The organism is Stenotrophomonas sp. 21LCFQ19, assembly GCF_056861425.1.
This window is the reverse complement of the sequence record NZ_JBSPUF010000006.1, coordinates 202,994-229,423: the sequence shown is the minus strand read 5'-3', so window position 1 is coordinate 229,423 and position 26,430 is coordinate 202,994. Positions and strand designations below refer to the sequence as shown.

Below are 26,430 nucleotides of genomic sequence, written 5' to 3'. Positions count from 1 at the left end.
CTGTCCAAGCCGCGTAACATGCTTGAGCAACGCCACCTAGACCATGCTGGTCCCAAACCCAAGCGGCCGCTCGCTAACGCGGCGCGCGTCCTCAGGGACCCCGCCGGCCTAGTGGATCGACGGACCGCGGCTGGAGCTGTGAGCCTCTTGGCCCGTCATCAGTGGCCAGTGCGCCAAAGCGCTGGCTTGCGCCAGTCTTATGGACTTGGGCACGGCCGCGCCCTGGCGCGGCACAGGCAGGGCAGGCCATGAGCGCATCAGATGCGATCCGGATGGTGAAGCGCGTCAGGGCTGGCGCAATTGAGACCGTAGCGTAGGAGGAATTCCTAAAGCACCAGGCGCAATAGGGTAAGGAGTACAGACATGGCAGGCCGGGCGAATGCCTGCCGAATAGACACCGCTTGCTAAGTGGGCTAAGTCGACAGCGAGCGAAGACTTCGCTACGTCCGTGACCGTGCTGGTACGCGCTTATCAAGCCGGAGGCGAGGGCGCGACCGTCACCGCTTTAGCCGCTTCTCGAAGTCAGCAATAAGAGCGTTTAACGATAGCCCGGTTAACCGGGCGATATCCCTGAGCTCCACCACATCGACCCGGCGCTTCCCAGTCTCAACATCGCTGATGAACGACTGGCTTCGGCCTAGCTTCTCTGACACCTGAGCCTGGGTCAGGCCGGCTGCCAGGCGCGCATCCCTCACCGCCTCGATCAGTGCAGCGTATTCCTTGCGATGAATGGACTTAGCCATGGCCGCGCCTAAGTTGAGCGGCCTCAGAAGCTATATCCAGTTCTCAGATATCTAAAAACCAGATATCCTCAGGCCCTCACACTAGGGGGGATGTATGAAGCAACAGCAGCAATCGCACCTGGCGGTAACCAAGGGACGATTGGGTCTACTACTGGCAGTGTCTGCTATGGCCACGGCGTGCGGCGGGCCCGCAGACACCAAGATGATCACCGACGGCAGTCAACAGGACTACCGCGCCTCAATTGATGCAATCGACGCAAGACTGAGCCCTCACGAAAGGGACGCCTTCAATTGGGCAGTCGCCGGCATGGATCTGGAGAACCTAAACGCGAAGTACCCCAATGCTTCTGTGAAAGAGTTGGTGCGTGGTCAGGTGAAGGCGATCAAATCGGAAAATCCGCATAGGATTCAGTCGCTACTAGACCAGGCAAAGGCGCAAGCGCCCATCCTCGCTGACCTGCAGAATATTCGGACCAACGACGCAAAGTTTGTTGTTGAGAGCGGCTTCTTCGGGCCTACCCCAATCATCGAGGCGCGTATCGTCAATGCGTCCTCGTTGCCGCTGAGTCAAGTTAGCTGGCTGGCCACGCTATACGTCAATGAGCAAGCGCAGCCGTCGGCGCAGACCCAAGTGCACAGCGACTTCCGAAAGATTGAAGGACTAAAGCCGGCGCGTGAAGTCACCGCGCGTTTCAAAGTGGGATTCGTGAAGGGCGATGAGGCGTGGACAACGCTGGCCATTCGCCAAGCGACTACCACTCGCGTCGAACTCAGCGTGATACCTGAGTCTGCCCTCGACTTCAGTGATAAGCCCTACGTTGGAGGCAATCATCAGCAGGCCATCAAGCTGCTTGAGCAACAGCTGGAGCGAGCCGCAAGATTCGCAGACATCTGACGTGCTGAAGGCCAGATTGGATCGTCACGCGATGCAATCTGGCCTGATGACCCAAAGACACCACCCTCACCGGGAAACCGCCGATGCGACCTAACATCCTTGCAATGGACCTGGAGGGAACGCTGATATCAAACGCAGTCAGCCAGTTCCCACGTCCTGGCTTGTATCGATTTCTTGAGTCTGTCAACGTGAGCTTCGAGCGACTGGTCATCTACACCACCGTGCCGGAGCCAGCGTTCCGGAAGATCGCAGCATTGCTCGTTCGCGAAGGCTCTGCGCCCGAATGGTTTGCTCAACTACCGTACGTTGACTGGGCAGGGGCCACGAAGGACTTACGCAACGTCTCTTCCACCCTAGGCAAAGCACTCCTATTGGATGACCACCAAGGATACGTCCATCCTGGCCAAGAGGCGTACTGGGTTAAGGCTGCGCTATTTGGGGCGCCGTACGAGCGAGGCGATTCCGGACTCGATGTCGCACTCGACGAAATTGGAAAGCGCTTGAGCGCGCCTCCATAAGCCCACCCATGCCACCGCGAGACCGACCACATGCAGCCTCCAGACCGCGCCTCGTCGCGCAGAACGCGAATAGCCAGCGCAGCTGTACGGGGCGACCAACCCGCGGCGGCCCCTCTTGTGCTCCGGGACCAGATCTTGCACGACGCCGCCCTTGGGCGCGACGCTCTGGCAGCGCAGTGGCTTAGCGCCGTGCAGGTCAGCGTCCAGCTCAGCTTGAGACCACTCGGACGGGCCCGACGCGCAGGCCAGCTTCGCCGCGAGGGCAAGCTTTTGGCGGTTTACATCGCCAACCCTGTGCCGAGTTACCGCTATCCGACCTGGCAATTCAGCCCTGATGGTCAACCAGTGCGAAACCTGGCCCAGATGCTGAGAATCATGCGGAGCTTGGGTCCATTCCAGCGGGAATCAAATGACCTACGTCGCACTACCGGTTGGGGGGAAGTCGAGTGGTTCCTATCCCCTCACGCTCTTCTCAACGGTCAGTCGCCGTCAACAGTGCTGGCGACTGACCCAGCCGGCGTTCTACTCGCTGCCCGCACGGAGTTTGAGACTCATGACTGAAGGTCCCGCTGATCAGCGCGAGCCTGCGTTACGGACAACCAATATCAAGACCCAGAATTCATAGAGAGCCCCAATGATGCGCACTAGCTTGACCCACCCCCTCGCTATCGCAGAACTACCCGTCGGGAGCAAGGGAGGCGTGATAGGACTGACATTTGCGCCGGGAAAACATCAGAAATTCGCCATGACAGGGGCATGGGCGCGAGACCTCGAACTGGATCTGTGCACCATTCAGAACTGGGGTGCTACGCATCTAATCTCGTTGCTTGAACCTTGGGAATTCAAGGAACTTGGGATCGAACGCCTGCCAGAGGTGACAGCAGGGAAGGGCATTTCGTGGCATGGACTGCCAATTACGGATGGAGCCGCACCAGATGAGAGGCTGCTCAAGCAATGGTCACAGCTGAGCCCCGAGCTGGTCCTCGACTTGATGAGTGGGCACCGGGTCTTAGTTCACTGCAAGGGCGGGCTTGGACGGGCGGGCACCGTTGCCGCCATGCTTGTGCTGCAGACTGGCAAAACAACCACGGCATCAGACGCCATGTGCATGGTCCGGCGAGTCAGACCCGGTGCCATTGAAACCCAAGCCCAAGAGGAATTCCTGGAGCAATGGGCGCATTGTCACCATCGGCATCTTCGCTGAATATGCGCATAGACGATGTATGGTTCGACCGGAATTTAATCTTGCCGGGCCTCACAATCGCCACTGGCCACTGGGCTCGAGCCAGTAGAGCTTACCCAGAGGCAGGAAGGTCTCCATCGCGATGTCCAGGATGAGCGGCTGCCGCCAGCCCTCACTAGGCAGAAAACAGAAATCGGTTTGCGCTAACGACCCCGATTTGGTGCGATCAATGAGCCACGCGGACCTTCTGCTGATCTCGCGATCCAGTACTCGGCGGGCGACCTGCTCGCTCATATCGTGTTGCAGACACTCTGACGCAGCGCTCCGCATGCTGGCCCACAGAACGTAGCGCTTTCGACCCAGACTCAACGCTTCCCACTCAGTCAGCTGGATTGATCGTAGGTCATCGCCTAGCGCAGGACTCAGGCCGTGCTTGCGAAGAAGGTTCGCAAGGTACGCCCGTGCCTCGCTGCTACTCAGTGCGGCTCCCAAGCTACGCTTCACGCCAGAGCGGCTTTCAGCAGCCCATCCCATTAGCGTGCTCGTCAGCAGAGCTTCCAGGTTAGCACCAGGACGCGACCAGCGAGGTTCATAGATCCAGGCCAAGGGGTCATACAACGACCTACCCGCAGCGTGAGAATCCTCAACGGGAATACGACGAAGGACTTGGAGCGCTGCAAGCGTATCCAGCGCATCAGAAGCCAAGCTTCCTGAGGCGACCGGTGCACTTATGCTTTTTGAACGTTCAAGCGCGCACCACGCACAGGCGAGGAATGGACCGATGGAACGAACGAATTCGTCCAATTCTGGCCAAGGCAACGTGAGGGTCGGTTGGTTGACGACATAGGCCACAGAGCCCTCAAATCGCGCTTCCAGATTTCAGGATATCAATCTACCCACAGGCTGTCTATCTGACTTTCAGATATTGCAGAACCGGATCAGAGATCAGCCGAGGGGCCGGCCGTTGTCCGATTCACCCCTGCATTAACGGCCATATAGGGCGGTCAAGCAGCCTCGTGGGCGCGACCTTGAGGGCAGGGGACACTGGCTCTAGAGGTGGCACGACACTCTGGAATTGACGATGAAGAGAGGACATCCAAGGCAGGGGAGTTCAGGCCGCAAGTGTGGAAGGTTGAGGATGGTGAGCATGGCCAGTGCGTTGCCCTTCATCAGCACCCTCCACCAGAGGCGACTCGGGATGCCTTGCCAGCTGCCTCGCCCAACCATGGAGCCGATCCGTACGCATCTAGGCATGGGATCCGCGAACACCGTTACCCGCCGGCCTGACACTTAGCGACACACCCTAGGCTTGCGACTGCATCACCCCATTTGCAGTCATCCGCTCACTTCTGCTCGAACTGAGCGGCGCAATGGGCCGAATCCACGGTTTCGAACGGACACGCAGGGACACATGGTTCAGCGAGGGCCCAGAAGCTCGGTCAGTGCATTGTCCCTGGGCATGCCGTTGACCTTCTGCAGGCTTCCAGACGCATCCATGCCGATGATTCCCGGCGTTCCCTGGAACCCCAGCGAGACCATGAGTTGCTCATTGGATTCCAGGGTTTTCCGGATGTGCGCAGGTATGACGGCCAGCGGCTTGGCGCCGCCGCCAACCGCAGCGGTCTCGTTCTGCCTGAACGCCGCCGCCGGATCCGGGGCAGTCATGATGAACGCCGCCTTCCCCGGGCTATCCTCACGAATCACGCCAACCATGATGTGGCGCAACTGGACCTTTCCGGTATCGACCCATGGCCGCGTCAGCTGCCAAAACTGATGGCAGTATGGGCAGTTCGCATCCGTGAAGACGTAGATGATCTTCGGGGCGCTCTTGGAGCCATCTTGGATCCAGGAGGACCTTTCCAGCGTTGCCATCGCGCTTTTGGCAGCAGGCTTGGCTACCAGCCGCGCCAATGCGTCCTGGTCCAGAACATTGCCATCACTTCCCACCCGGGTCCCGACGATCGCGCTGCCGTCGCTGAGGACGTAGATAGCAAGCGGATTGCCAGAGGCAGAGCCGGCGTACGCACGCACGCCGGCACTGGCCGGGAACTCGCCCACCACCTCAACGCCCTGGCTGCTGATGGCCTGGAGAACCTTGGGCTTCTGCGGTTCTGCCGCGCCGCTGCAGCCTGCGGCAAGAACGCTTGACAGGGCCAGGAATGCACGCGTAGCCAGCAATGAAGGCTCCATCCTAGTTGCTCGCCTGATCGAGGAAGCGTTCGGCATCCAGGGCCGCCATCGACCCGAAGCCGGCCGAGGTAATGGCCTGGCGGTAGTGCTGGTCGGCCACGTCGCCGGCGGCGAACACGCCTTCCACCGAGGTCTGGGTAGCGTTGCCGCCCAGGCCCGAACGGATTTCCAGGTAGCCGTTGTTCATCGCCAGCTGGCCGTCGAACAATTGCGTGTTCGGGTGGTGGCCGATGGCCACGAAGAAGCCGTGGGCCTCGATGTCGCGGGTGCTGCCGTCCAAGGTCGACTTCACGCGCACGCCGGTCACGCCGGCTTCGTTGCCCAGCACTTCTTCCACCTGGTGGTGCCAGACGGTTTCGATCTTGCCGGCAGCCACCTTGGCAAACAGCTTGTCCTGCATGATCTTTTCCGCCTTCAGGGTGTCGCGGCGGTGGACCAAGTAGACCTTGCGGGCGATGTTGGACAGGTACAGCGCTTCTTCCACGGCGGTGTTGCCGCCGCCGACCACGACCACGTCCTGATCACGGTAGAAGAAGCCGTCGCAGGTGGCGCAGGCGGACACGCCGCGGCCCTTGAACTCGTCCTCGGTCGGGATGCCCAGGTACTTGGCCGTCGCGCCGGTGGAAATGATCAGGGCATCGCAGGTGTACTCGTGGCTGTCGCCGATCAGCTTGAACGGGCGCTGCGACAGGTCCGCGGTGTGGATGTGGTCGAAGATGACCTCGGTCTCGAAGCGCTCGGCGTGGGCCTGCATGCGTGCCATCAGGTCCGGACCCATCAGGCCATGGGCATCACCCGGCCAGTTGTCCACCTCGGTGGTAGTCATCAGCTGGCCACCCTGCTGCAGGCCGGTGATCACCAGCGGCTTGAGATTTGCACGTGCGGCGTACACGGCGGCGGTCCATCCGGCAGGGCCGCTGCCAAGGATGATCAAGTTGCGATGGGTGCTGTTCGTGTTCATTGCAGGAATCCAGTTGGCTTGAGAGGTGATGCGTGGCCGATCGTGCGCTTATGCGCCGGCGATGCAGTCCAGGCAGCTCTCCGGGGTGGGAGGGGCGATGCTGAGCTTTCTCTGCAGGTCGCGCAGTGCCGTTCGCACCCCTTCCTCCACGACCGGGTGGTAGAAGGGGCTGTCGATCATCTGCTGGACGGTGTCGCCGCGCTGGGCACTCCAGGCAAGCAGATGGCCAATGTGCTCCGCAGCAGGCCCGACCATTTCCGCCCCCAGGAAGGTTCCGGTGGCCACGTCCGCATAGACACGGATCATTCCGCGGTTCTGCAGCATCACCCGGCTGCGGCCCTGGTCTGCAAAGCTCGCCTCTGCCACTTCGAACGCCACGCCCGTGCTGAGCAGATCGCGGTGGGATGCGCCCGCCATGGCGATCTGCGGGTCGGAAAAAACGATCCCTAGCGAGGCCCGGCGCGGGCGAGCCCGGACGATGGGATAGCGCCCGGCGTTGTCGCCGGCGATACGCCCATCATCTGCCGCTTCATGCAGCAGTGGGCGGAAACCGTTGGCATCACCGGCAATGAAGATGTGGGATCGGCTGCTCTGCATGGTAGCCCGGTAGATGGTGGGCATTCCCGTTTCATCGCGCTCGATGCCTGCAGAAGCCAAGCCCAGCCGATCGAGGTTGGGGCGACGGCCGGCGGCAACCAGCAGGTAGTCAAATGCCTCAAGGGAGCGCGCGCCTTGTGCGTCTTCTGTCATCACTGAAACGCGACCATCGGTTGCCAGTGAGGGCGTGACGCGTACGCTCAAGCTCGTGGGGATCTCTTCGGAGAAGATTCGGGTCGCCTCTCGTTCAACCGCAGGATCTGTCAGCGGCCCGATCGTTTCATCTCGGCCGTAGACACGCACACGAACGCCCAGGCGATGCAACGCCTGCGCCAGTTCCAGGCCGATGACGCCCGAGCCGACCACGGCGACCGATTCCGGCAGGTCCTCCCAGTCGAAGATATCGTCGTTGACGATGAGCCGATCGCCCAGCGTCTCCCGCCAACCGCTGGGGATGCTCGGGCTGGAGCCCGTTGCAATCACGATCCTGTCGGCCTGCACCACGGTCTCTTCGCCCACCATCAGTTCGTGGGAGGAGATGAAACGGGCACTTCCACGCAGGCGGTGTTCGTCCGGCCAGCTTTCCACGGCATCGACGACGAACTCGACGAAGCGGTCGCGCTCGCTGCGTACGCGCTCCATCACCTTCCGGCCGTCGATCTTCACCGCTCCGGTCTCAACACCGAAGGAGGGCGCCAAGGCAGCCCCGTGCGCAGCGTCCGCTGCGCTGATCAACAGCTTGCTCGGCATGCAGCCCACCCGGGCGCAGGTGGTCCCGTAGCGGCCACTATCGATCACGACAACGCTGTCCGTGTGCTGGCGCGCGGCGCGGTAGGCGGTCATGCCCGCACTGCCCGCACCGATGATCGCCACGTCTACCTTTAACCTGTTCATATCACGATCCAGAAACTGACCTTTTGGTCAGTCGAAATCTACGCCGTCAATTCTGAATGTCAACCCTACAGGCCCCTCCTTAACCCTTTCACTGGCCACAACCGGAGTTTAACGGGCCAACCCCCGCACCAGTGGATCATTGATTCTGATCGGAATCGGGCCTAATCTACTGACCAATTGGTCGGGCTGGAGCAACGTATGCGTCATTTTTCGGAACTGAGCCCTGCGGCCGTTCGGGTCGTGGATGCCGCGGAAGGGCTGGTGCAACAGAACGGTTACAACGGTTTCTCGTATGACGATGTCGCCGCGCTGGTGGGCATCAAGAAGCCCGGCATCCACCACCACTTCCCCCATAAAGAAGAACTGGTCGCCATCGTCGCCCAGCGCTCCTGCCATCGTTTCCGCGAGCGGCTTCTGAAGATCGAGGGCAGCTCGGGCGCGCCGATCGAACGATTGCTCGCCTACAGCGTGCTGTTTGAAGGAACGTTCTCCAGCGAGCGTCGTCTGTGCCTGTGCGGCATGCTCGGCGCCGAAAGCGATTCCCTGCCTGCTTCCGTGGTCGCCATTGCCGAGGAATTCTTCGGCATCAACGTCACCTGGTTGACCAACGTCATCCGGGCAGGGCAGGGCGATGGAACGCTGCGGACGGACACGCCCCCCGAATGCCTGGCCGAAGCACTGCTGTGCGCGCTGGAAGGCTCGATGGTCGTTGGTCGAGCGCTCCGTTGTTCCCGCGGCCCGGCAGAAGTCGGGCGCACCGTGCTGCTGGGCATGCAGATCTGAACTTTCCACCTGATTGCGGGCAGCCGATGCCCGCCCGATAACGCCCGGTGTCATCCGGGCCCTGACAACCGAGGCTGACATGAGCACCAAAACTACCACCACCGAAACGTTCGAAAACGACGTCCTGAAGAGCCAGACCCCGGTCCTCGTGGACTTCTGGGCGCCTTGGTGCCCGCCGTGCCGCGCCATTGCGCCGTCGCTGGAAGAGCTGGCCGAGGAGTTCGAAGGCAAGCTGCAGATCATCAAGGTCGACATCGACCAGAACCCGCAGCTGGCCCAGCGCTATGGTGTGCGCTCCATTCCCACGCTCAAGGTCTTCGTCAATGGTGATGTCGTCCATGAACTGGTTGGTGCCCTGCCGAAGCCGGCACTGAAGGCGCAGCTGGTCCCCTTCGCCAAGTAAGGCGTTCCAGGCGTGCGGCCGTGCACTGTGCCGGCCGCCCCTTGACCTCGGAGAGTGGCCATGACGCTGCAGACTGGCCTGGTGCACGACGTGGATGCTGCGGCATTCAATCGGTTGGCACGTGAGTCATCTCACCCCATTCTTATCTACCTGTGGGCACCCTGGTGTCCGCCCTGTCTACCGATGGGTCCAGAGTATGTAAAGGCTGCTGCTGCGCGCACGGATGTGCTTTTCCTAAAGATCAATGCCGCTACCGATTCGCAGCTACTGACGGCATTGAATATCGCATCGGTGCCAACGCTGATCCTTCAGGACCGCAATGGAGTCCAGATCGCCCGGTTCACCGGCGCACTGACGGCAGTGCAGATCACATCACTGCTGGAGCGTGGCTTGTCACCCCCAGGCAGCTGACCGTCCGTCGCATCCTCAGATGCTGCCGCTCGCTCCTGCACAGCCAACTGTTGGCGGGTCAGGAGAATCCGTTGCAACTGTCCTGGCCGTAAGCAGGCGCGGCGTGCCCTTGACGAACAGCTCCACCGATGAAGCGACGTAGGTCTCCTGGCATGCCGTTCCGGAGGCCATCCCGCCTTGCAGGCAGCCCAAGATCACTTGGACGAACTGCCAAGCGTATATCCTCGGATCGCTCGCCGCCGTGTGATGCCCAAACACCTGGCAAAGGTGTCCGACATGCCGACCGTACTGGCTGTGCCATGCCTGCACATGGTCCATCGGTAGCTGCGTGGAACGAAGTATCGCCTGCCCGAAGGCCTGTGATGCAGGATGTTCTGCTTGGCGGATGATCGAGCGCGCAGCCTCGTGAAGCAACGTATGCAACGATGTCGTCAGCGGACAACTGAGCAGCGGCTCCGGGCGCAGTTCAACCCAGTAATTGACCACAGCCTTGAAAAGATCGCATTTGTTGTGGAATAAGCATAGACGGTCGCCTTGGTGACGTTGGCCGCTTCGGCGAGGATCCGGATGTTGGCATGGTCATAGCCACGTTCGGCGAACACCCTGGCAGCACCATTGAGCAGCTGCAGCCTGCGCCGCTCACGAATGCGATTCCACCGGCCGCTGCTACCCGTTTCCGTAAGCTGGGTACTCATGCTGGCTTGGCCCTACGCCTGTGTCCGCCCTGCGTATGCCACCTTTCCATAGACTCCATGCTCTCTCGACCCCTCTTCTGCAGCTGTCACCACGGTGATGAGCACTCACCATGCATCGAGGTGGCCCCGTCGAAGTTCACTCAACGGGGCCGCCTGCGATAGCTTCTACTTGGACTCGAAGATGACTCCCATCTGGAACGCGATGATGACCATCGCCGCACCGGACAGCAGCATGGGATCCAGCGTCCAAGGGTCATGGATCTTGAAGGTGCCTTGGAACATCAGCAGCCAGCCGTAGGTGAAGTTCTGCATGACCGCAACCACGAACCCGAACATGCCCAGCGCCACAGACAAGTAGCGTGCGAAGAAGCGATTGAGCCAAGGCATCGCCAGGATGACCAGACCGAGCACGCCGATGCTGGTGCGTTCCACACGGCAGTAGGGACAGGCGTAGACCATGCCGCTCAGGTCACTTGCCCAAGCGAGTACCGAAATGGCCACCGACAGCAGGCCGATGATCATCAGACCTCCGCGGCTGCGCAGTATCGCCGGAAGGCCGGCACCTTGAATCTGTCCGCGGTGCGAGGGGACCGATGCCTGTGCATATGAAGCGCTGATCTTTCCGTTCATCCTCAATTTCTCTCAGGGTGGGTGGGTGGGGCGGCGGTTTCTGCCATCGACCGGGTGCCTGCCTGGGCCTGCTGCCAGCCGCCGCCCAGTGCCTTGAACAGATCGACCTGGCGCTGGACCAGCACGGCGTCGGAGGCAACCAGCGCCGAGCTCACATCGGCCAGGGTTCGCTGGGAATCCAAGACCGATATGAAATCAATCGCGCCCACGCGCTGACGTGCCTGGCTGACGTCCGCCGCACGCGCCGCCTGTACCAAGGCCGAGGCGAGGGCACTGTTCTGCTCAAGCTCGCCGCTGTAGGCAGCCAATGCCGTCTCGACCTCACGCAAGGCATTGAGAACGGCACCATCAAAGCGGGCGAGGGATGCATCGGCCTCCGCGTTGGAGGCCGCAATCCTGGCGCGGGTTGCGGCGATGTTCGGGAAGTGCCAGCTGATCAGGCCGCCCAAGCTCCACGTTGAGGTGCTGGCAGAGAACGCAGGACCGGTGCCGATGCTATCTGTGCCCAGCTGTCCCCCCAGAGAAATGCGAGGGTAGAGTTCGCTGGTCACCACACCAATCCGGGCCGTGTCTGCTGCCAGCCGCCGTTCTGCGGCGCGTACGTCCGGGCGTCTGGCGAGCAGTTCGGCGCCCGATCCGACCGGAATCGGTGACGCCAGCTTGAGCGATGCAGAGTGCATCCCAGCGGCATCCAGCGTGCCGGGAACTCGCCCAGTCAGTACAGAAAGCTGGAACAGCGCCGCATCGCGTTGCGCCACTAACGGGCCAACGACCGCTTGCCGTTGGTCGCGCAGTGTACGGATGCGCAGTACATCCAGCCGATCTGACCGACCCATGCGTGCGCGTGCCTCGGTGATGCTCAAGGTCCGGTCGAGCAGCTCCACGGTATGCCGCGCGGCGTCGACCGAGCGATTTCCGGCGAGGACACTCGAGTAGGCCTGTACCGTATCCCCGACCACGGCCACCATGACCGCATCACGGTCCGCTTCCGCAGCCTGCCAGTCACCGCGCGCCGCCTCGACCTGGCGGCGCACGCGGCCGAACAGATCGATCTCGTACGAGACTTCCAGCCCGCCCTTGACGGTTGACATCCTGCGGCCCATATCGGGCTCGGAACGATCAACGTTACGGATCTTGTTGCCCCCAACTTCTATGTCGGTCGAAGGCAAGCGGTCGTCCTTTGCGACACGGAGGTAAGCCCGAGAGCGCTCGACATTGGCGATGGCCACGCGCAGATCGGTATTTGCCGCCAGTGCGTCCTCCACATAGCCATCCAGGATGGGATCGTTGTACAGCATCCACCACCGGGCGGCGGCGGGATCCTGACGTACATGGGGACGATAGAGAATTCGGAAAAAATCGTACGCTAAGCTTCGCGAGTTCTTGTAACCAATTCATTGTTTTTTCAATGGATGAAAGAAAATGGCGAAAGCTATTTGACAAACAAATCGGGATCTTATAACTTACCTACCAAGTAGTCGGTAGATGAAATAAAGCCATGAAACTCAATTCAGATCTTTCGCAGCGTGTTGTCGTCGAGCCTTCAAGCTTACAGTGGGTCGATTCGCCAGCGACCGGGATTCAACGCCAGTTACTGGAGCGTGATGGCGACGAAGTGGCGCGTGCCACCTCGATCGTGCGATACGCGCCGGGCTCCGCTTTTGAAAATCATAAGCACGACTTGGGCGAGGAGATTCTGGTCCTGGACGGCGAATTCAGCGACGAATCCGGGACCTTCGGGCCTGGGACTTACATCAAGAATCCACCAGGTTCTTCGCATGCACCGAGCTCCGCGACGGGTTGCACGTTGTTCGTCAAGCTGCGCCATCTTGATCTAGCCGACAGCCAACGCACCGTGGTCGACACCCGTAACGGCCCCTGGTTTCCAGGCCTCGTGCCGGGTCTGTCGGTGATGCCACTTTCTGAGTTCGACACACAACATACGGCTTTGGTGCGCTGGGCCCCGGGGACACGATTCAATTCGCATCGTCACTACGGCGGTGAAGAAATCTATGTGTTGGAAGGCGTCTTTGAGGATGAGTTCGGAAGCTACCCTACCGGCACATGGATGCGCAGTCCGCATTTGAGTGCTCACCGTCCCTTCAGCAATACAGGCTGCACCATCCTGGTCAAGACAGGCCACCTGCCAGTCGCCGAATCAAATGAGGCGCTTGCATGAAGCATTTCTCCGAAATCTCGCCGACCGCCGAGCGGGTGGTCGATGCCGCTGAAGGGTTGGTACAGCAGCACGGCTACAACGGCTTCTCATACGACGACGTGGCCCAGTTGGTAGGCATCAAAAAACCAAGTATCCACCACCACTTTCCCAAGAAGGGTGAACTCGTGGCCGTGGTCGCACAGCGCTATACGCACCGGTTTCGTGAGGAGTTGCTGAGCATCGAAGGGCAGCATGCGAAAGCGCCTGACAGGCTAACTGCGTATGCGGCACTTTTCGAACGCACCTTCGCCAAGGACCGGCGCCTTTGTGTCTGCGGCATGTTGGGTGCCGAGTCGGACTCGCTGCCGGACGCCGTTGTGAGCGAGGTCGAGCGATTCTTTAAAGTCAATCTCGACTGGTTGACTCTTGTCGTTGCCGATGGTCAGCGTGCCGCGCTGATCACCTCGAATTCCACCCCAGAGGCTCTCGCAGAGGCATTCTTGTGCGCGTTGGAAGGCTCGATGATGGTGGGCCGTGGCATGCGGTCGTCACGCGGACCGGCCGAAGTTGGAAACACTTTTCTTTCCACCGTGTTGACCTGAGGTCGGCACTTTTTTTGCAACACAACCCTACCATTTAGTTGGTAGTTAAGGAGATTATTATGAGTACTGAATTTAATGGCAAGAAGTTGTTGGTCATCGGCGGCACTAGCGGGATGGGACTGCAAACTGCCCGCATGGTTCTTGAGCAAGGCGGAAGCGTCGTCATCGTCGGTCACCGTGAAGACAAGGCCGAAGAGGCCCGCAAGGCGCTGTCGTCGTTGGGCACCGTGACCGCCCTGACTGCCGATCTCTCGCGAGCCGAAGATGTGAAGCGACTCCTGCATACCATCGATGAACACCACAAGGACATCAATCTTCTGGTCAACGCGGCTGGGGTGTTCTTCCCGAAGGCGTTTCTTGAGCACACGGAAAGTGATTACGAACAATATTTGACGTTGAATAAAGCGTTCTTCTTCATCACACAAAAAGTCGTGGCCAATCTCGTGGCCAGCGAGCGTCCCGGCGCCATTGTGAACATCGGCTCGATGTGGGGCAAGCAGGCGATTGCGGCTACGCCGTCGTCCGCGTATTCGATGGCAAAAGCAGGTTTGCATTCGCTGACCCAGCACCTTGCGATGGAGCTGGCATCCAAACAAATCAGGGTCAATGCCGTTTCTCCGGCGGTTGTCGAAACGCCGATTTACGAGGGATTCATACCCAAGGCCGAGGTTCATGGCGCCTTACAGGGATTCAACAGCTTCCACCCAATCGGCAGGGTTGGGACGCCACAAGACGTCGCCGAGGTCATCCTCTTCCTGTTGTCGGACAAGGCAGCATGGGTGACGGGCGCAATCTGGGACGTTGACGGCGGCGTGATGGCCGGGCGTAACACATAATGGGGGAACGAGAAATGAACACAAACATTAAAGGAACTCCCGGCAACGGGATCAACGTCGGCGCATTGCGTGAGTTTGCAGATCAGGTCGCAGCAAAGCCCGCCGCAGGCATCGCGACGTTCGGCGTCGTGACAACCTGGGAGGGTGGCACCCGGACGCGTGCGCGAACCATGCCGCTCGTACTAGGTGACACGGCCTTGGCGCGCGGCTTTGTCATCGACGCGGACGAACCGGCAGAATTGCTCGGTACCGACACGGCCGCTAATCCACAAGAATTGATCCTGGCTGCGTTGAACGCATGCATGACTGCAACCTACGCGGCAAATGCGGCGGCAATGAACATCGAGTTGCAATCGCTGACTATCCGCACGAAGGGAAGCCTCGATCTGAGAGGTTTTCTTGGAATCGATCCTGGGATCAATCCAGGGTACGACCAGGTCGAGTATGAGGTCGAAATGGAGTCGTCGGCGGATTCGGCGGCGCTGAAAGCATTGCACGCGCAGGTGCAGCGAACATCGCCGAATTACCACAACTTCGCGAGAGCCATTGATCTCAAGGCCAAGCTGACCATTCTCCAATGATCGAGTCAGTGTTTCCCGTGGTTGGCTGACGGGAGGCCAAACCAGATGCGCTATGACGGAAGGTTCAACCTTCCGTCATCACGTTCTCTGGAATACGCAGTGTCAATTTGAGGTATACCCTAACTGGATGTCAGGCAGAACCGCGCAGCTCCGTCAGAATAGAGTCTTCTGTCGTTTTCAGAAGACGACCGCACCATCTGACTGGATGTAACGCCTGGTGTGCATACGGCTCCTGACAGCCCAATATCAGGAGTCGTCTGCACCAATCTCGACTATGCTCAATACTCGTGTGCACCAAAGCGAGGTTTGGGCATGACATCAGACACTCCACCGATTGCCGCGCAAGGCGTGGCCACCCTGCCCGACGAGGCATGGGCGCAAGCCCGGCACCGGACGGAAATCATCGGGCCACTGGCAGCGCTTGAGGTGGTCGGGCATGAAGCCGCCGATGAGGCAGCCCAAGCGCTGGGCCTGTCCCGGCGACAGGTATATGTCCTGATCCGTCGCGCCCGGCAGGGTACTGGCCTGGTAACAGACCTGACGCCCGGCCGATCCGGCGGCGGCAAAGGCAAGGGGCGCTTGCCGGAACCGGTCGAGCGCATCATCCGCGAGCTGCTGCAAAAGCGCTTCCTGACCAAGCAGAAACGCAGCCTGGCGGCGTTCCACCGCGAAGTCGCGCAGGCGTGCAAAACCCAGAAGCTGCCGGTGCCGGCGCGCAACACCGTGGCCCAGCGGATTGCCGGACTACACCCGGCGAAAATAGCCCGCAGCCGGGGCGGGCAGGACGCTGCCCGTCCCTTGCAAGGCGCGGGTGGCATTCCGCCAGAAGTCACCATGCCGCTGGAACAGGTGCAGATCGACCACACCGTCATCGACCTGATCGTGGTCGACGAGCGCGACCGGCAACCGATTGGCCGCCCATATTTGACCCTCGCCATCGACGTGTTCACGCGCTGCGTACTCGGCATGGTGGTCACGCTGGAAGCGCCGTCCGCCGTCTCGGTCGGCCTATGCCTCGCGCATGCCGCCTGCGACAAGCGGCCCTGGCTGGAAGGGCTGAATGTGGAAATGGACTGGCCGATGAGCGGCAAGCCCAGGCTGCTCTATCTGGACAACGCGGCCGAGTTCAAAAGCGAAGCGCTGCGCCGTGGCTGCGAACAGCATGGCATCCGGCTGGACTATCGCCCACCAGGCCAGCCGCACTACGGCGGCATCGTGGAACGGATCATCGGCACGGCGATGCAGATGATCCACGACGAATTACCGGGGACGACCTTCTCCAATCCCGGCCAGCGCGGCGAGTACGATTCCGAGAAGATGGCCACCCTGACGCTGCGCGAGCTGGAGCGCTGGCTCGCGTTGGCGGTAGGCACCTATCACGGCTCCGTGCACAACGGCCTGCTCCAGCCGCCGGCCGCGCGCTGGGCCGAGGCCGTGGAGCGCGTTGGCGTCCCGGCCGTCGTTACCCGCCCCACCGCGTTTTTGGTCGATTTCCTGCCGGTGATCCGCCGCACCCTGACCCGCACCGGCTTTGTCATCGACCACATCCACTACTACGCCGACGCCCTCAAGCCGTGGATTGCCCGGCGCGAGCGCTTGCCCGCCTTCCTGATCCGGCGCGATCCGCGCGACATCAGCCGCATCTGGGTACTGGAACCGGAAGGTCAGCACTATCTGGAGATCCACTACCGCACCTTGTCCCATCCGGCCGTCACCCTCTGGGAACAACGCCAGGCGCTGGCCAAATTGCGTCAGCTCGGGCGCGAGCAGGTGGACGAGTCGGCGCTGTTCCGCATGATCGGGCAGATGCGCGAGATCGTGACCACCGCCCAGAAGGCCACGCGCAAGGCGCGGCGCGACGCTGATCGCCGCCAGCACCTCAAGACGTCGGAGCCACCGGCCAAGCCCATACCGCCGGATGTGGACATGGCTGACCCGCAGGCAGACAACCTGCCGCCGGCCAAACCGTTCGATCAGATCGAGGAGTGGTCGCCGTCGATGAATATAAGAGGACTTGCCATGGAATGCTCTCGGACATAGGAAATCAGGAGTTCCAATCTTCAGTGAGGGGCTAAGATAGGAAAAGTTGAATTTCTAAACGATGAAATTCAGCTTTTCTGAACAAGGAGTGACTCATGCGCGAAATCAGCCTGGACCGTCTGCGCACGTTGGTGGCCATTGCCGACCTGGGTTCGTTTGCCGAGGCGGCCCGTGTGCTGCACCTCGCGCCACCCACGGTCAGTTTGCATATTGCCGACCTGGAGTCGCGGGTTGGCGGAAAGCTGTTGTCGCGCACACGTGGGCGCATTCAGCCTTCGGCGATTGGAGAAACGCTGGTGGAGCGCGCGCGGCGCCTGTTGGCGGATGCGGAGCAGGCGCTTGAGGACGTGGAGCGTCAGGTGCAGGGCTTGGCCGGGCGTGTGCGGCTGGGTGCCTCCACAGGGGCCATCGCACAGTTGATGCCGCAAGCTTTGGAGACGTTGGGCCAACGCCATCCCGCTATCGATGTGCAGGTCGCAGTGCTCACGTCGCAGGAAACTTTGAAGAAGCTTGCCGAGGGCTCTTTGGAGATCGGTCTGGTCGCGCTGCCACAGACCCCGGTGAAGGAATTGCGGATCGAGCCATGGCGGCGGGACCCGGTCATGGCCTTCTTGCCGGCTCGCTGGGAATGCCCGGATGTTGTGACCCCCGGTTGGCTGGCCGCCCAGCCATTAATTCTGAATGACAAAACTACTCGGCTTTCGCGCTTGACCTCGGAGTGGTTCGCCAGTGATGGACGGCAGCCCACGCCGCGTATTCAACTGAACTACAACGATGCGATCAAAAGCCTAGTGGCGGCCGGTTATGGTGCGACGTTGTTGCCGCATGAAGCCTCCACGCCATTGCCCGATACCAGGATCGTCATGCGGCCATTACAGCCCTTATTGTGGCGTCAACTTGGTATTGCCCACCGTGGTGGGGACGTCGAGCGGCCTACGCAACATGTGCTGGATGTGTTGTGGGGGTTGAGTGCGGGCTAGGGCGATGTTGTCAGAGAAAGGACCGCTTTCGACCCGGTCATACGGTGATTGAGGTCCCAGGCGTCAGCTACCGCACCTGAAGCCGTCGTTCATCGCTCCAAAGCCGGTGCCTGTCTCCGTTCGCCCAGGCCAGGGTGTCGTAGTACTTGTGCAGCAGCTCGGTAATGGCGGCGGTGTCGTCGGTCATGGGGTTTCCTTGGGGTTGGCGGTGAGGACTGCCTGGACGCGTGCTTGCAGCGCGGGCAGCACGTCTTGTTGGGGGCGTCACATAAAACGGGCACAGATATACGCTAAGCATTTTGGGCATCGGAAACGCCGATCTTTTGGCGCAGCGGCCGCAGCGTTCCGCCCATTGTGCTGGCGTCCGTCCAGAGGTAGTCGCCCGTAAGATTGATGTGCTGCCAACCCAACGGCGACAAGTGCTGGAGCAACTCGGGCTGGATCTGTTTCCCATGCCGCTCCAGATGGTGCAGTACCGCCTCCATGTAGGTCGTGTTCCACAGGACAATGGCTCCGGCGACCAGGTTGAGGGCGCTTGCCCGGTGTCCCTGGGCCTGAATCCCATGGTCGCGAATCCGGCCGGTGCGGTGAAAGAAGATCGCCCGCTTGAGGGCGTTCTGCGCCTCGCCCTTGTTTAGCTCACGTGTGGCGCGGCGCCGTTCTTCCGGCTTTTCGATCCAATCGAGGGTAAAAAGCGTCCGTTCGACCCGACCGACCTCGCGCAGCGCCAGGGCCAGACCGTTGGCGCGCGGATAGGAGCCGAGGCGCTCGAGCATCGTGGACGCACTCGTGACGCCGGTCCGGATCGACGTCGCGAGGCGGACAATATCTTCCCAGTGACTGGCAATAAGCTGCTCATCGATGGCTTGCGCGGCCAGCGAGGCGATGGCCGGACCGGGCCGCGCATCACGAAAGAGATGGAGCCGCCGCGCGGCGATGTTCGGAATCCGCGGTGCGAACTGAAAGCCCAGCAGATGGCACAGCGCGAAAACGTGATCGGACACGCCGCCGCCGTCGGTGTGATGACGTTCGATCGCCAGTTCCGCGCCATGATGCAACAGGCCGTCAAGGACGTGTGCAGCCTCACTCGTGCCGGCGGAAATCACCTTGGAATGAAATGGCGCATAGCGATCCGAAACATGGGTGTAGAAGGAGACTGACGGTTCGCTGCCCTTGTGTGGATTGACGGCACCGGTCGCCTGGGCGCGGCGATCGAGCGGGAAATTCTGGCCATCGGAACTCGACGCATTGCCGGCGCCGAACGCGTTTGAAAGTGGCAGGCGATGCTGGGCATCGACCAACATCGCCAAGGCAGCGCCATACCTATCTTCGCGCAAATGCCAGGCTGCAAGCCAACCGAGTTGGCGCTGGCTCACCAGATCGCAGGCCTCGGCCATGCGGGCGTGCCCAAGATTGGTGGCATCGGCAAGCACTGCGGTCAGGACGGCACGGGGATCATCGTGCATTCGGCCGGTTGTGAGATGGGTGAAGCATTTCGAAAAACCGGTCCAGCGGTCAACCTCCGCCAGCAGGTCAGTAATGCGGATAGTCGGCAGATGGCTATACAAGGGCGCAAGGGCCTTTTCCGCTTCGTCCGGCGTGACGGCCCGAAGCGGCGATATCCGCAGCTTGCCGCCCGAGAGACGTACATCTTCGAGTGCATCGGCCGCTGCCTTTGCATCGACCTCGGCCAGTCTCTGGGTGAGCAGGGCCTTACGTTCCGCTAGCCAGGTCGCGGCGGTTTCGGCGACCGGGATGGGCAGCGGCCCCGCCGCCCGCATGGCAGCGAACACCGGCGCGGAAATGAGCTGCTGCTCGACCGCTCTATATCGCCGGCTGCCCTCGACCCACATGTCGCCGGCGCGCAAACGGTCCCGCAATTCGGCGAGGACACAGAATTCGAAGATGCGGCGATCAAGACCGGCTCGGTCTATCCGCCGCCGCCATGCGGGACGCACGAAGCCGAGCGCGACATCTGCAGGCAATTTGCGTAGGCGGCCACTGCCCAGATCGCGCAATGTCGCGATGGCACGAGCAAGGCCCGCGCAGGCAGGAACTGCGCCGAAGGTGAAGCTGGCGACAAAGGCCGGACCGATCTGACGAAGGATCGGAAGGTTTGATCGCGCAAGCTCGACGGGATCGAGCGGATCGGGACGCACAAGTTGCCTAGCCTCCGCGATTTCGGAGCCGAGGTCATCCCACCCGATTATCTCTGCAATGGCGCCGAAAGGATCCGAGCCGTTTGCCCTTGCGTCGATGATCGCGGTTCCGAGGCGAGCCAGCAGGCGGATTTTGCCGTTGATGGTGCGCTTGTCGCGTTTCAACGCCGCCTCTTCCCGGCGTTCGGCGCGCCGGAACATCTGTCCGATCAGTCGTTCGAACATTACCACGGCATCGTCGGTCAGGGCCACCTGCGTTTCGATGACGGTGGCGATCAGAACAGCCCGACGACGGATCGGGTTCAGGACGGAAAGATGTTGCGCGGTAAGCCGGACGCCCTGCTGGTTGAGACGGCGCAGCCGCTCGGGATGGACCGGAGCCACGACTTCAGGGGCCAAGCCGATTGCGCGGAGTGCGGACAACCGCTCAAGAATCGCCGCGAAGGAACGGCGCCCAGGCCTGCCGGGCGGTTGGCGAATCCACGCAAGAGTGCTGATCCGGCCTTCATCGTGCTGCAGCAACAGCGAATCCAGCAGGCCGCATTGTGCCGAGGTCAGATGGACCGTCAGCAAATCGCCCACTTTCCGCTCGGCGTCGAGCAGGGCCTTGCTCACCATACGTTCCAGGGATGTGATGCCGGGCACGATTATCCGCCGTCTCCGGAATTCCTCGATCAAGATCCGCGCCAGATCGATTCCGCCGGTCATGGTGAGGGCGATCGGCAGGAGCCAGGCCTGCAGTTCAGCCTGGATCGGACGGCTCAATTGGCGAAAACCGAATACCTCGCGCAGCGTGTCGAGTTGCTCGTACCGGGTGGGGCCGCGCGTGGCATAGTCCGCAAGTAGGTCCGGCGCGATGCCGAGCTGATCCCCGACGAACCTGAGAGGAGCATCGGGGATGAATTCGCCGGGCTTCAGCAGCCGGCCGGGATAGCGCAAGGCACAGAGCTGTAGCGCAAAACCGAGACGGTTGTGGGGACGCCTTCGGCTCGTGATGGCGCGCAGATCGTCGACACCGAGCGTCCAGTACCGCACCAGGTCGGCTTCGTTTTCGGGCAAGGCGAACAATTCGGCATGTTGCGCCTCGGTCAGGACAGAACGGCGGGGCATCTAGTTAGGCCTTGGCTGGCCCCGTCCAGCCAATCCGATCGAGCGTGCCGATGAGGGTCGATCGGGGCACCTTGAAGGACCGGCACACTGACGCTTTGCTTGCACCAGCATTGAGTGCGTCCGTGATCTGCTCGATCGTCTCCGCGTCGATGCTCGGCGGTCGACCGCCGCGTCTGCCCCGGCGCTTTGCCGCCGCCAGTCCCGCCATCACCCGCTCGCGCGTAAGCGCGCGTTCATATTGAGCAAGCGCGCCGAAAAGCGAAAACAACAATTCTCCGTGGGGCGTGGTTGTGTCCATCTGCTCCGTCAGCGATTGAAAAGCCACGCCCCGGACTTTCAGGTCGGTGATAATGGTCAGCAGGTTGGCCAAGGATCGCCCAAGGCGGTCGAGCTTCCAAACGATCAGGGTGTCGCCTTCCTTCAGGTATTCCAGACACGTCTTCAGGCCGGAGCGATCATCCCGGGCGCCCGATGCCTTATCGGAATAGAGATGGCGTTCATCGACGCCGGCGGCGAGCAGAGCATCGCGCTGGAGGTCGACCGACTGGCGGTCGTCGACCGATGAGACACGCATGTACCCGATGAGCATGTACGACAAACCCCTGGATCAATGTTGTCGCACAGTAGGTCAAAGCGACAGGGTTTGTCGCGCATAATCAGCCGCGATCATGGAGCTTCAATCCGTTTGCGTCGTCCCCTGTCGGGAAACATGCGGTTTCCGACATGGCAGCATTGCGCCCCAGTTGGTCGCTCCGGACCTAATCCAACCGCTCTAACATGACGAATGGACCACCGCAGTCTATGCCAGTCAGCGGCCGGAGGCGACAGATGGCGATCGGGAAACCCCTCAGAATCTCAAGCTGGTGTAGGCGCCGAAGTAGTTCCCGTATTTGCCGCCAACGCTTTCCAGCGACTTGCTCGGCATGAAATAGCTGTTGGCCACGCCGAATTGCAGGCGCTTGGTGGCCTGCCATGATATGTCGATTTCCATGGCGGTACCGATCCGCCGAGCGGAAGCGGACGCAAACGATGCACCGGCAGGCCCGACGTAAGCGCCGTCTGCAATGCGATGGCGCCAGTAAAGTTGGGCCCCGGTCACAATCGTCACCGATCGCGCCGGCTTCAGCGTAAGCGTTGGGTTGAGGTTCATCAAATTTGAGTAGTTGAACAAAACACCGGCATTGAGCATCTGATAACGAGGCGCAGGCGCGACAAAGGTACCCAGCGTGTCATTACCGGCGTTGCCGTCGCCGCTAAATACATTGGCTCTGAGCCCCAGGCGCGGCTGAAGGGCAACCTTGGGGAAGGTATAACCACCATCCATCATCATCGCCCATGCGCTGATGTCCTTGGTTCCAAAGCGACCGGACTGGTAGGTACCTTCCACGTCGAGATCCCAGGTCGCAGTGCGCTGCCACAGCCTCGCACCCCAGCTGCTACGGTTCTCGGAGGCCCTGCCCTGAGCGTTCAATGCAGTGTCACGCTTCACCTGGAACCAGTACCCGTCGACGCCAAAGCCAGCCACCACGTGCGGAGCGCTGACGTAAACGCCGTGGAATGACTGTGTGTGGTTAGGGGCATTGTTGAATTCGCCGTCCTTAATGTTTACGGGGCGAACGGCGAACGTGTCGACAGAGATCTTGCCGGGAAGGGCATAGGTCGCGCGCAGGCCCTGATAGAGCACACGCTGATTGACACCGTCCCGCAGCGTGACAAGCTTGCCGTTGCCAAGCGGCATTTCGAACCGACCAGGACGCAACGTCAACTTTCCAGCTTTGCCGAGCGGCACCGTCACATCGAGGAACGCCTGCTCGACGTCGAAGGGCCCCCGGTTCGGCGGAGTGACCAGGCTGGAACCGTACTCACGATTGTCGCCCAGTTCCACAAAGGCCCGGACGTGCGGCCCCATGTGCAGATCGGCCAGCAGTCGCAAGCGACGCTGCACCGGGTCATTGGCGTCATTCGCAGTGCGCCCGGCATTCTGATGATCCCAGGCGGTGTAGTATGCGCGCGCCTCACCGCCGAGGGAGAGGTATATGTCATCCGAGCCGATCGGGATGTGCTTGATCCTGTCGATCAATGGCGCATCCTTGCTGACGGGCTGCGACCAGTCCTCCGTCCAGCGGATCGCCTGGGGAAGGTTCGGCGTTCCCGTCTGCCCGCCGGGGACCGCCACGGCAGCGCGGGGCTGCGATCGTGGGGGGCGAACACCGGGTTGCGCCTGGCTGCCCATCGGGCCACCTGCGGACTCGTCCTCGGTGCTGGCCGGAGGCACCGATTGCGCCAGGGCGACAGTCGACCCGGTCATGATCGCTGCTCCCAGCAGACAGCCGCACACGATCGTCTTGGAACCTTTCAACACAGCCTTCTCCCAGACGACGCCCCTGTCTGCCGCAGTCCAGCAGCCCCACAAGCGAGGTCGTTCACATCATTTTGAAGTTCTGTCAATGCCGGGGTAAAATTGTGCAAGATTCCGGTGTAAGAGTGTACCAGTTGGATTGAACAAAAAGCCTCTTGTCGAGGCGGTGCTTTCATCTGCTGTGCTGAACGGTCTGGAGCGTAGCGGAAGGCCGTTCAGCACAGCAGATGAGGGGTTTTCTGATCAGGTCATGGGGGGGGCACCTCCTCTTGCTGTGCGTGGTGGCTGTGCTTTTGCCGTTTCCGGCTGCTGGCAAGCCGATAGCTGCCCCCGTTCATCTCGAGGATATGGACATGGTGGGTCAACCGGTCGAGCAGGGCGCCGGTAAGCCGCTCGGATCCGAACACCGATGTCCATTCATCGAACGGCAGATTGCTGGTGATGAGCGTGCTGCCGCGTTCGTAGCGCTGGCTGAGCACCTCGAACAGCAGTTCACTGCCGACGGCGGTGAACGGGACATAACCCAGTTCATCAAGGATCAGCAGCTTGACTGAGGCGAGATGCTTTTGCAGCTGGCGCAACCGGCGCTCGTCTCTTGCCTCCATCAGCTCATGCACGAGGGCGGCGGCTGTAACGAAGGCGACGCTGTGTCCTTTCTGACAGGCCGCCAGGCCGAGCGCGAGCGCGACATGGGTCTTGCCGGTGCCGGAGGGCCCAAGGGCGATAATGTTGCTGCGCGTCGTAATCCATTCGCATCGCGCAAGCTCAACCACCAGCGGCTTGTTCAGCGAAGGCTGCGCGGCAAAATCGAACGTATCGAAGCTCTTGGTGTGCGGGAACCTGGCGAGCCGGATACGGCGTTCGACCATGCGCCGCTCCCGGTCGATCCGTTCCAACTCGCACAGGCGCAGCAGATAGCCGGGATAATCGGTGCGGCTGCCCGCCGCTTCCATCGCCACCTTCTCATACTCGCGAGCGAAGGTCGGCAGCTTGAGCGCTTTCAAGTGGTTGCCCAGCAGGATCTGCGGCGGCACGCTGGTGCCCGTCTCCATTATGGCAGGCAGCGGTTGCATCACAGGGTCTGTCATGCTGATGCCCCCTTCATTGTCACGCGGTGGGCATCGGGTATCAGGCCCAGATAGGCGCGGGTATCGGTCACACCGACATTGGCGCGGGGCAGATAGGGATACAGGCTCATATCCAGCCTCGCGGGTCGGTGTTCCAGACGCGCAAGCAGGATCATCTTGACCGCATCAAAGCTGATCGCGCCCAGCTCCAGCGCACGGGCGACCGCCCACTCGACCAGCGACTGCTCATAATGTTCGCACAACCGCAGGACCTGGATGAAGGCACGCCGTCCTTCCTTGCCGCTTCTCGCTTCCATCAGCCGCCGCAGGCGGTGCACCGGTTCGGACAGGTGCCAGCCATCAAGCGGCGCGGCCTGATCCAGTGCGCCGGGCTTATGCTCGAGCAGGGCCAGATAGTGGAGCGGGTTGGCAATAAAATCCTCTCGCTCATAGCTGCGCACATGGCTGGCGATGCACGTGCCCCGACAGACGATGTCGACACGATCGACATAGCCCTTGATGACGACCTGCTGATGCGCGAACGCCGTGGGTACCGAGTAATCGTTGGTGCGATAGCGCACCAGCGCCATCGACGACGCGCAGCCGCTGACGATATGGCACGGATCGAACGCCACCTCCGGCAAGGGCATGAACGCGGCACTATCGGCTTCCATGCGCGCCGTGATGCTCTGGCTTTGTCCCCGCAATACCGCTGCACCGCGACGCCGGCATTGATCGGCAAAGCGGGCGTTCAGTTCTTCGATACTCGCCGCCGCCGGTATCGGCACCATGAAGTTGCGGCGCACATAGCCGACCAGTCCCTCGACCTTGCCCTTGTCGTTCCCCTTGCCGGGGCGACCGAACCGATCGTCGAACAGATAATGGCTCTGCAAGCCCGCAAACATCCGGCTGCGTTCGCGCCGTCCATCGCCAAGAATGCGCGCCACCGCAAGCCGGGTGTTATCGTACAGGATGCGCGTAGGCACACCGCCGAAAAAGGCAAAGGCGCTGACATGGCCATCGCAAAACGCTTCCGCCACTTCGGCGGGATAGGCCTTCACAAAACACCCATCGGACTGTGGCAAATCCATGCAGAAATAATGCAGCCGCACCCGCTTGCCTGCGATGATAGCATCGGCTTCGCCAAAATCCACCTGAGCGTGCCCAGGCCTGTGGCTCAGCGGTATGAATACCTCGCGGGAACGCAACCGCTGCGAACGAACATAATCGCTCAGGATCGTCAGACCGCCCGTATACCCATGCTCAGTCCGCAGCCGTTCGTATATCCGCTTGCACGTATGGCGCTGCTTGGGAGGAGCACCTTTGTCCGAACGTAATATCTCGTCGATTAACGTCTCGAACGGTGCCAGCTTCTCCGACACCCGCGGCACCGCTCGCCGATATCCCGGTGGCTCCGCATACTGCAGCATCTTCGTGATCGTGTTGCGATGAACACCAAAATAACGCGCTGCTTCTCGCCGCGTCATCCCTTCAACCAATACGGCCCGACGGACCTTCGCATATATCTCCACTGACTTCATCCTCCGGCCCTCTCTCCAGAGGACCCATCAGGACCGGTACACTTTTACTCCGAAATGAACGGACCCCGAAAGACCCGTCAGTGGTATGTTTTTA

Annotated in this window: 24 protein-coding genes; 11 read left to right on the top strand and 13 right to left on the bottom strand. The window is 61.2% G+C overall.

Features of this window, described 5'->3' with window-relative positions; translation table 11 throughout:
* Positions 1-497: 497 nt before the first annotated feature.
* Positions 498-743 (bottom strand): helix-turn-helix domain-containing protein, encoded by a 246-nt coding sequence (locus tag AC13FW_RS09190; RefSeq protein ID WP_332807267.1) that lies wholly within the window; start codon positions 741-743, stop codon positions 498-500.
* A gap of 94 nt (positions 744-837) precedes the next feature.
* Between AC13FW_RS09190 and AC13FW_RS09185 the strand changes: the two genes are divergently transcribed.
* Together AC13FW_RS09185 and AC13FW_RS09180 are read left to right on the top strand one after the other, a co-directional pair.
* Complete coding sequence (locus AC13FW_RS09185; protein WP_482988866.1) at positions 838-1,638, top strand: hypothetical protein; 801 nt, start codon at positions 838-840, stop codon at positions 1,636-1,638.
* Between the two features lie 1,218 nt (positions 1,639-2,856).
* Entirely contained in the window at positions 2,857-3,360 is a 504-nt protein-coding gene (locus AC13FW_RS09180) for a cyclin-dependent kinase inhibitor 3 family protein (RefSeq protein WP_478414538.1), read from the top strand.
* A 51-nt stretch (positions 3,361-3,411) separates the two neighbouring features.
* Here the strand turns inward: AC13FW_RS09180 and AC13FW_RS09175 are convergent, their stop codons facing one another.
* The 4 genes from AC13FW_RS09175 to AC13FW_RS09160 form a co-directional block, all read right to left on the bottom strand.
* Complete coding sequence (locus AC13FW_RS09175; protein ID WP_332807270.1) at positions 3,412-3,633, bottom strand: hypothetical protein; 222 nt, start codon at positions 3,631-3,633, stop codon at positions 3,412-3,414.
* Between the two features lie 1,122 nt (positions 3,634-4,755).
* Positions 4,756-5,529, bottom strand: coding sequence for a thiol:disulfide interchange protein DsbG (dsbG, locus tag AC13FW_RS09170; RefSeq protein WP_482988865.1), 774 nt, complete (start codon positions 5,527-5,529; stop codon positions 4,756-4,758).
* 1 nt (position 5,530) lies between these two features.
* Positions 5,531-6,490, bottom strand: a complete 960-nt coding sequence (gene trxB / locus AC13FW_RS09165; RefSeq protein WP_478414537.1) for a thioredoxin-disulfide reductase — start codon at positions 6,488-6,490, stop codon at positions 5,531-5,533.
* A gap of 48 nt (positions 6,491-6,538) precedes the next feature.
* On the bottom strand, positions 6,539-7,981 hold the full coding sequence (locus tag AC13FW_RS09160) for a dihydrolipoyl dehydrogenase (protein WP_332807273.1): 1,443 nt from the start codon (positions 7,979-7,981) through the stop codon (positions 6,539-6,541).
* 198 nt (positions 7,982-8,179) lie between these two features.
* On the opposite strand from AC13FW_RS09160, the gene AC13FW_RS09155 reads away from it, so the two are divergent.
* The 3 genes from AC13FW_RS09155 to AC13FW_RS09145 all read left to right on the top strand — a co-directional run bounded on the left by AC13FW_RS09155 (position 8,180) and on the right by AC13FW_RS09145 (position 9,578).
* On the top strand, positions 8,180-8,764 hold the full coding sequence (locus AC13FW_RS09155) for a TetR/AcrR family transcriptional regulator (protein ID WP_332807274.1): 585 nt from the start codon (positions 8,180-8,182) through the stop codon (positions 8,762-8,764).
* Between the two features lie 79 nt (positions 8,765-8,843).
* Positions 8,844-9,167, top strand: a complete 324-nt coding sequence (trxA, locus tag AC13FW_RS09150) for a thioredoxin (protein ID WP_332807275.1) — start codon at positions 8,844-8,846, stop codon at positions 9,165-9,167.
* A 60-nt stretch (positions 9,168-9,227) separates the two neighbouring features.
* A complete protein-coding gene (locus AC13FW_RS09145; RefSeq protein WP_332807276.1) occupies positions 9,228-9,578 on the top strand; it encodes a thioredoxin family protein in 351 nt (116 codons plus the stop codon).
* A gap of 431 nt (positions 9,579-10,009) precedes the next feature.
* Here the strand turns inward: AC13FW_RS09145 and AC13FW_RS09140 are convergent, their stop codons facing one another.
* From AC13FW_RS09140 to AC13FW_RS09130, 3 genes are all read right to left on the bottom strand, one after another.
* The gene (locus tag AC13FW_RS09140; RefSeq protein ID WP_332807277.1) at positions 10,010-10,273 is read right to left on the bottom strand and encodes a helix-turn-helix domain-containing protein; all 264 of its coding nucleotides are present in this window, start codon (positions 10,271-10,273) and stop codon (positions 10,010-10,012) included.
* A gap of 165 nt (positions 10,274-10,438) precedes the next feature.
* The gene (locus AC13FW_RS09135) at positions 10,439-10,795 is read right to left on the bottom strand and encodes a hypothetical protein (protein WP_478414534.1); all 357 of its coding nucleotides are present in this window, start codon (positions 10,793-10,795) and stop codon (positions 10,439-10,441) included.
* 110 nt (positions 10,796-10,905) lie between these two features.
* Positions 10,906-12,252 carry an efflux transporter outer membrane subunit gene (locus AC13FW_RS09130; protein WP_482988876.1) on the bottom strand — a complete coding sequence of 449 codons (1,347 nt, stop codon included), beginning with the start codon at positions 12,250-12,252 and terminating at the stop codon, positions 10,906-10,908.
* A 149-nt stretch (positions 12,253-12,401) separates the two neighbouring features.
* On the opposite strand from AC13FW_RS09130, the gene AC13FW_RS09125 reads away from it, so the two are divergent.
* The 6 genes from AC13FW_RS09125 to AC13FW_RS09100 all read left to right on the top strand — a co-directional run bounded on the left by AC13FW_RS09125 (position 12,402) and on the right by AC13FW_RS09100 (position 18,100).
* Complete coding sequence (locus tag AC13FW_RS09125) at positions 12,402-13,082, top strand: cupin domain-containing protein (RefSeq protein WP_004574802.1); 681 nt, start codon at positions 12,402-12,404, stop codon at positions 13,080-13,082.
* On the top strand, positions 13,079-13,663 hold the full coding sequence (locus AC13FW_RS09120; protein WP_004574803.1) for a TetR/AcrR family transcriptional regulator: 585 nt from the start codon (positions 13,079-13,081) through the stop codon (positions 13,661-13,663). The genes AC13FW_RS09125 and AC13FW_RS09120 overlap by 4 nt, the downstream gene beginning before the upstream one ends.
* Positions 13,664-13,722: 59 nt before the next feature.
* Positions 13,723-14,499, top strand: coding sequence for an SDR family NAD(P)-dependent oxidoreductase (locus AC13FW_RS09115; protein ID WP_004574804.1), 777 nt, complete (start codon positions 13,723-13,725; stop codon positions 14,497-14,499).
* A 14-nt stretch (positions 14,500-14,513) separates the two neighbouring features.
* Positions 14,514-15,080: an OsmC family protein gene (locus AC13FW_RS09110; protein WP_004574805.1), complete on the top strand. Its 567-nt coding sequence runs from the start codon at positions 14,514-14,516 to the stop codon at positions 15,078-15,080.
* A 312-nt stretch (positions 15,081-15,392) separates the two neighbouring features.
* Entirely contained in the window at positions 15,393-17,120 is a 1,728-nt protein-coding gene (locus AC13FW_RS09105; protein ID WP_003830779.1) for a Mu transposase C-terminal domain-containing protein, read from the top strand.
* A 95-nt stretch (positions 17,121-17,215) separates the two neighbouring features.
* Complete coding sequence (locus AC13FW_RS09100; RefSeq protein ID WP_003465017.1) at positions 17,216-18,100, top strand: LysR family transcriptional regulator; 885 nt, start codon at positions 17,216-17,218, stop codon at positions 18,098-18,100.
* 290 nt (positions 18,101-18,390) lie between these two features.
* On the opposite strand, the gene AC13FW_RS09095 is transcribed toward AC13FW_RS09100, so the two are convergent.
* From AC13FW_RS09095 to istA, 5 genes are all read right to left on the bottom strand, one after another.
* Positions 18,391-21,369, bottom strand: a complete 2,979-nt coding sequence (locus AC13FW_RS09095; RefSeq protein ID WP_282243866.1) for a Tn3 family transposase — start codon at positions 21,367-21,369, stop codon at positions 18,391-18,393.
* Between the two features lie 4 nt (positions 21,370-21,373).
* Positions 21,374-21,958 carry a recombinase family protein gene (locus tag AC13FW_RS09090; RefSeq protein ID WP_070427539.1) on the bottom strand — a complete coding sequence of 195 codons (585 nt, stop codon included), beginning with the start codon at positions 21,956-21,958 and terminating at the stop codon, positions 21,374-21,376.
* Between the two features lie 258 nt (positions 21,959-22,216).
* Complete coding sequence (locus AC13FW_RS09085) at positions 22,217-23,728, bottom strand: alginate export family protein (RefSeq protein ID WP_216636691.1); 1,512 nt, start codon at positions 23,726-23,728, stop codon at positions 22,217-22,219.
* 248 nt (positions 23,729-23,976) lie between these two features.
* The gene (gene istB, locus AC13FW_RS09080; protein ID WP_032490500.1) at positions 23,977-24,816 is read right to left on the bottom strand and encodes an IS21-like element helper ATPase IstB; all 840 of its coding nucleotides are present in this window, start codon (positions 24,814-24,816) and stop codon (positions 23,977-23,979) included.
* Positions 24,813-26,336, bottom strand: a complete 1,524-nt coding sequence (istA, locus tag AC13FW_RS09075) for an IS21-like element ISFlsp1 family transposase (RefSeq protein ID WP_140043577.1) — start codon at positions 26,334-26,336, stop codon at positions 24,813-24,815. Before istA ends, istB begins: the two co-directional genes overlap by 4 nt.
* Between the last annotated feature and the right edge of the window lie 94 nt (positions 26,337-26,430).

Coding starts and splice junctions, on each gene's coding strand:
- AC13FW_RS09120 (WP_004574803.1), top strand. CDS start 13,079: ATGAAGCATTTCTCCGAAATCTCGCCGACCGCCGAGCGGGTGGTCGAT.
- AC13FW_RS09105 (WP_003830779.1), top strand. CDS start 15,393: ATGACATCAGACACTCCACCGATTGCCGCGCAAGGCGTGGCCACCCTG.
- AC13FW_RS09185 (WP_482988866.1), top strand. CDS start 838: ATGAAGCAACAGCAGCAATCGCACCTGGCGGTAACCAAGGGACGATTG.
- AC13FW_RS09155 (WP_332807274.1), top strand. CDS start 8,180: ATGCGTCATTTTTCGGAACTGAGCCCTGCGGCCGTTCGGGTCGTGGAT.
- AC13FW_RS09140 (WP_332807277.1), bottom strand. CDS start 10,273: ATGAGTACCCAGCTTACGGAAACGGGTAGCAGCGGCCGGTGGAATCGC.
- AC13FW_RS09145 (WP_332807276.1), top strand. CDS start 9,228: ATGACGCTGCAGACTGGCCTGGTGCACGACGTGGATGCTGCGGCATTC.
- istA (WP_140043577.1), bottom strand. CDS start 26,336: ATGAAGTCAGTGGAGATATATGCGAAGGTCCGTCGGGCCGTATTGGTT.
- AC13FW_RS09095 (WP_282243866.1), bottom strand. CDS start 21,369: ATGCCCCGCCGTTCTGTCCTGACCGAGGCGCAACATGCCGAATTGTTC.
- AC13FW_RS09115 (WP_004574804.1), top strand. CDS start 13,723: ATGAGTACTGAATTTAATGGCAAGAAGTTGTTGGTCATCGGCGGCACT.
- AC13FW_RS09090 (WP_070427539.1), bottom strand. CDS start 21,958: ATGCTCATCGGGTACATGCGTGTCTCATCGGTCGACGACCGCCAGTCG.
- AC13FW_RS09175 (WP_332807270.1), bottom strand. CDS start 3,633: ATGAGCGAGCAGGTCGCCCGCCGAGTACTGGATCGCGAGATCAGCAGA.
- trxB (WP_478414537.1), bottom strand. CDS start 6,490: ATGAACACGAACAGCACCCATCGCAACTTGATCATCCTTGGCAGCGGC.
- AC13FW_RS09190 (WP_332807267.1), bottom strand. CDS start 743: ATGGCTAAGTCCATTCATCGCAAGGAATACGCTGCACTGATCGAGGCG.
- AC13FW_RS09110 (WP_004574805.1), top strand. CDS start 14,514: ATGAACACAAACATTAAAGGAACTCCCGGCAACGGGATCAACGTCGGC.
- istB (WP_032490500.1), bottom strand. CDS start 24,816: ATGACAGACCCTGTGATGCAACCGCTGCCTGCCATAATGGAGACGGGC.
- AC13FW_RS09135 (WP_478414534.1), bottom strand. CDS start 10,795: ATGATCATCGGCCTGCTGTCGGTGGCCATTTCGGTACTCGCTTGGGCA.
- AC13FW_RS09160 (WP_332807273.1), bottom strand. CDS start 7,981: ATGAACAGGTTAAAGGTAGACGTGGCGATCATCGGTGCGGGCAGTGCG.
- AC13FW_RS09100 (WP_003465017.1), top strand. CDS start 17,216: ATGCGCGAAATCAGCCTGGACCGTCTGCGCACGTTGGTGGCCATTGCC.
- trxA (WP_332807275.1), top strand. CDS start 8,844: ATGAGCACCAAAACTACCACCACCGAAACGTTCGAAAACGACGTCCTG.
- AC13FW_RS09125 (WP_004574802.1), top strand. CDS start 12,402: ATGAAACTCAATTCAGATCTTTCGCAGCGTGTTGTCGTCGAGCCTTCA.
- dsbG (WP_482988865.1), bottom strand. CDS start 5,529: ATGGAGCCTTCATTGCTGGCTACGCGTGCATTCCTGGCCCTGTCAAGC.